General features: G+C 56.8%; 7 protein-coding genes. 2 read left to right on the top strand and 5 right to left on the bottom strand.

Features of this window, described 5'->3' with window-relative positions; translation table 11 throughout:
• Positions 1 to 273: 273 nt before the first annotated feature.
• The 4 genes from EGH23_RS26080 to EGH23_RS26065 form a co-directional block, all read right to left on the bottom strand.
• Positions 274 to 1,176 (bottom strand): transcription initiation factor IIB, encoded by a 903-nt coding sequence (locus tag EGH23_RS26080; protein ID WP_220582904.1) that lies wholly within the window; start codon positions 1,174 to 1,176, stop codon positions 274 to 276.
• A gap of 54 nt (positions 1,177 to 1,230) precedes the next feature.
• Positions 1,231 to 1,872, bottom strand: a complete 642-nt coding sequence (locus EGH23_RS26075) for an SWIM zinc finger family protein (protein WP_220582903.1) — start codon at positions 1,870 to 1,872, stop codon at positions 1,231 to 1,233.
• Positions 1,873 to 2,018: 146 nt separating this feature from the next.
• The gene (locus EGH23_RS26070) at positions 2,019 to 2,237 is read right to left on the bottom strand and encodes a hypothetical protein (protein WP_220582902.1); all 219 of its coding nucleotides are present in this window, start codon (positions 2,235 to 2,237) and stop codon (positions 2,019 to 2,021) included.
• Positions 2,230 to 2,454 carry a DUF8129 domain-containing protein gene (locus EGH23_RS26065; protein ID WP_220582901.1) on the bottom strand — a complete coding sequence of 75 codons (225 nt, stop codon included), beginning with the start codon at positions 2,452 to 2,454 and terminating at the stop codon, positions 2,230 to 2,232. The genes EGH23_RS26070 and EGH23_RS26065 overlap by 8 nt, the downstream gene beginning before the upstream one ends.
• A gap of 535 nt (positions 2,455 to 2,989) precedes the next feature.
• On the opposite strand from EGH23_RS26065, the gene EGH23_RS26060 reads away from it, so the two are divergent.
• Positions 2,990 to 3,232: a hypothetical protein gene (locus EGH23_RS26060; RefSeq protein WP_220582900.1), complete on the top strand. Its 243-nt coding sequence runs from the start codon at positions 2,990 to 2,992 to the stop codon at positions 3,230 to 3,232.
• Positions 3,233 to 3,346: 114 nt separating this feature from the next.
• Here the strand turns inward: EGH23_RS26060 and EGH23_RS26055 are convergent, their stop codons facing one another.
• Entirely contained in the window at positions 3,347 to 3,487 is a 141-nt protein-coding gene (locus EGH23_RS26055; protein ID WP_220582899.1) for a hypothetical protein, read from the bottom strand.
• A 413-nt stretch (positions 3,488 to 3,900) separates the two neighbouring features.
• On the opposite strand from EGH23_RS26055, the gene EGH23_RS26050 reads away from it, so the two are divergent.
• Positions 3,901 to 4,115, top strand: a 215-nt coding sequence (locus tag EGH23_RS26050; protein ID WP_483867135.1) for a DUF8048 family protein, incomplete at its 3' end; no start/stop codon positions are given.

The raw sequence follows: 4,115 nt of genomic DNA, 5'->3' as shown, positions 1-4,115 counted from the left end.
TTCCGGCCTTCGTGGGCAAAAGTAGCTATTGGGGCGCAAGCATTACAATCCATGCAGAGTGGCTAGTCCCGGGATCACGCTCGTGTGATAGTTCGAGTAAACCCGCCAGAAAACATTTACCGAGTGACAACCAATCACATGATGCAGATACGGTCCCAGCAGATGACGTTGACCATTCGTCGCCTCACTGTGTAAAACGGGGCGACACCGCCCTCACTGGGAGTGTTCACTCCCATGGGCCTCCCTTCGAACGTGACACTCCTTCAGCGTGAGCTATGCGGCATCAATCTGCTGAAGCCGCTGGAACCATGTCCGGAGTGTCTTCACCGAGACATCCATTGCATCACTGAGCGTCGTCTGTGTCAGTCGAATATCGGCCTGCTCACTCGCTAGATAGACACACGCCGTGGCGATACCGACTGGACTGCCGTTGATCTCCGCAGACTCAGTTGCTCGCTCTGCAATCCGGGTGGCGTCCTGCTTGACCGATATCGGAATATCTCTCGGCAGGTCTGAGAGGACCTTTGGCACCCACTCAACCGACCGCTGGACAGGAATCGGGATTTCGAGTTCAATCTGGAAGGCTCGATATGCAGTCCACACTGCTGCTTTCGGACAGCGGGCGTTAGTTGCGATCTCGTCCATCTGCACGACCGTGTTGCATCGACAGGCGGCGTAGACAGCCGCCGCCGCGCCGCTTTCGATGGAACGACCAACCAGCAAATCGGCGTCCTGTGCCTGCTCAAAGAGTTTCGACGCCTGCTTACGAACTGATTGTCCGTACTCTAGTGCGCCGACCAGTCGCCGAATCTCGCCCAGCCCATGCGCTAGATTCCGGTCTCGCTTGGACTCGAACCTCGCCCGTCCGTGTAGCCGTCGCTGGCGATTGAGTCGACGGTGTTTCTGTGGCGAAATGTTGCCCTCATTAGAAAATCCGATCTTGGTAGACAGGCCGCCGTCGTGCATCGTTACCGTCTGGGGCGCACCAGTTCGCTTCCGTTCCTCGCAGTCGAACGAGCGCCACTCTGGCCCGTGATCAACGGGCGAATCCTCGACGACGAGCCCACACGATTCACAGTGGGTCTCTTGATCGGTCTGGACGAGGTCGCCGGTACATTCGGGACAGCGCTGTATCGGGACGCTCGACTCGTGTCGCTGGACAGTTTGTGAAGACATTGGAAGACTCCTCACCCATCGTGGGAGGCGTAAAATTAGTCGAGAGTGATCCGCCTACGCCTCGGGCAGTCGACCGTCGGGCCGTGGAACCAACCCAGCTCGAATCTCGATATCGACCCGCCGAAGATGCTTACACCGGGACGCGTCATCCGGACAACTACACGTCTCTTCGAGGATGTCTACCTCGTAGACGCTATCTGAAGCCGACTGCACTTCGTACCGACCGGGCTTTTGCAAAAAGGCAACGTCGATAGCCTCGCGTTTCGCTCGCTTCGTTCGTGGGTCGTCGTCGGGTTCGATTGCGAGCGGGCCACTGCCTGACTGAGTGATACTGCCGCTGTCGGCTGTAGCCTGTGCGACGCCACCGTCGGGGACTGCCCGTGTTGGGTCGGCCTCGACATGCAACCCAAACTGATCGTCGAGTGTGTCCTGATTCGCCCAGTCGGGAATTGGCCGCTCGCCGATGACGAACGCAACGCGGCGGCGGTGCTTACACGTGACCGACGGCCGATGCGAATCATCGGGACATTCACAGCGTCCCTCGGCCATATCAACCAGATATTCCGATCCTGACGAGGAGACCACCAGATACAGACCCGGTGCATCTCGCACCCGACCAACCGAATCCAGCACAGACATCACTTCCGTCAGCGCGGCGACCGTGCGGTCGTCCACGCCGGCACCATTACTGGTCATCGGTGACCTCCAAGGCAGCAATGGTAGTCGTGAGCGAACTCTCAAGGATGGCGATAGCAGTGGACATTGGTACAAACGACGAGCGTTCTCGATGGAACGCCCCTCACCCCGCTGGGGCGCACAAAATCGCTGTCTGCGGCACTCCGTCAAGAGTCAGACTCGCTCATTAACTGCTCGTGGACGTCGGAATTCACGACGGTTGCAACACCCTCGACGTCGGTCAGTCCATACTCTTCGCGGAGCAAATCGTGAATATCGTTCGCGATGGCTGTCGCTTCATCGGGGGCTGTTGGCTCGTCCTCGCGGGCCGGGATGTCGTCGGGTCCGATACCATGGACTTCGATGAAGAGACGCTTGTCACTCATCGCCGTCACCCCGGCGGAGTTCACGAGCTCGTAACCGAAGTTTGTCCTGGACGTGCGTTCGGTCCTGATTTTTGGTCTCATAGGCCAGATACGCCTGAATCGTCTCGATGGAATCCATACAGCGAATCCCAGCGAGAATTGGCTGGATCTGATCTCCCGACAGGAGTCGTTCGGGCGGGAGATCGTCCAGAACCGCGGCGTCGGTATTGTCGCTCATGCTCCCATCTCCTGCTGATCCCACGTCGCGACCGTTTTGTCGATAGCGTCGACAACGGTTCGAACTCGCTCTCGGAGTGGTGCTTGCTCTGAGACGTCGACGTCCAACTGGGCCCGGAGCGCCAAGATATCCGGCGTGGTGAGCTTATCTGAACGCCGGGCAACAGTCCGCAGAACCTGTGCTTCGAAATCGGTCTCCGGAGCCCGTTGTGTTCGAACGGCCGCTGTGACCGACTCGACAGATACCTTTTGCTGATTGGAACACGATCCAGAAGGTTGCCGAGGTCGAGACTGTTGTTGAGACATCCTCTCACTCTCCAGAGGCGCACAAAATCACGGATTGCTGAATACCTGAACAGCAAAATGAGCGGGATTGATCGCGATCCAGTCCATGGCAGTCGGCTGGGAACAAGACATGATTTCGACGGGCAGCTGGCATAATAGAGGCGGATAGATAGAGTAGTTCATTCTGAAACCTAGTCGCTGTTACTCAGACTGTCGAAGCGACTAAGAAACAGGAAGAAGATTACTAAATAATGACAGACACGAAGGGCCGAGTGCTGAATACGCTCATCGCCCAGACCAGCGGCCCGCAACCAGACTGGGCACGAGAGCGAACCATCAAGACAGTCGCCAGTTCGCACGGCGGCATCCATCCCGATGACGTCCGCGACGCGCTCGCGACGCTCGTCGAGGAAGGCCGCGCCAAGGAAGACGACGGCCGATACCACCCTGCCGACGGCATCGAGAGAGTCCCACATCCGGGGGAGAACGCGTGAACACGGAATCTTTCAGCTGTAGGATTACAGGCCGGACAGTCTAGAGGGTTACCACGTTGTCCTAAGGAGAGTAGAGGATGTGATATAACCTGAGAATTTGATTGTGCCTCGGTCCTAGCGCTCTCCGCTCGGTTCGCCCTCGAACACTTCACCCGAGGCCTGTGCCCGCCGATGCTCGGCGGCGATAGAATCAGTGTCATCGGTTGCTTCGTCCGGTACCTCTTCGTCAACTGGCTGCTGCTGGTTAGTAGTCATGTTGAGCCTCTCATCCGCCAGAGGCGCACAAAATCAGAGGCCGAAAGACCACTACTTGAGAGTGGCAATGTCCATTCTCTCACCCCCAAATCAGGCGTCGAATTCTTGACTCGAGCTTGGCCTACTGTTGTACTTTTAGTTTGTTCTGCTCTGTCTCTTCTGGTTGTAACAGCGCTTTGCTGAGCTCGCTTTTCCGATGACTAACCTGCAAATGGCGATAAAGGGACGTTGTCGTCTCTCCTGAGAACTCGCAGAGTGGGCAGATTGACTCTTGTTTCAACATCAATGACATCTCCGTTGCCAACTGCTTTAGCACCACCGGAGAATATCACACGGAAATGAGCCAAATAAAATAGTGATTCTGTCCTTCGTGGAGAGATACATTCATTGTGTGTCATTCACACGCAATATATATGCTCGAAGGTGACTCTGCGACTGCGGCAGACGAATCGGGACTCGACGGCGCAACTATCGAACGCGTTGCGGAGATGGCAGATGTAGAGCACCAAACATTGGCAACCGCACTGGTCATCCTGCATGCTGAACTCATTGGTCGACACTCGAACCTCGAACACAGTACGGACTACGTGACTGTAGACGGCACGCGCGCCTACCGGGTGCACCAATC

It is taken from the genome of Haloarcula nitratireducens (genome assembly GCF_019599505.1).
Note: the sequence above shows the minus strand (reverse complement) of the source record. Positions and strands in the feature narration are given on the sequence as shown.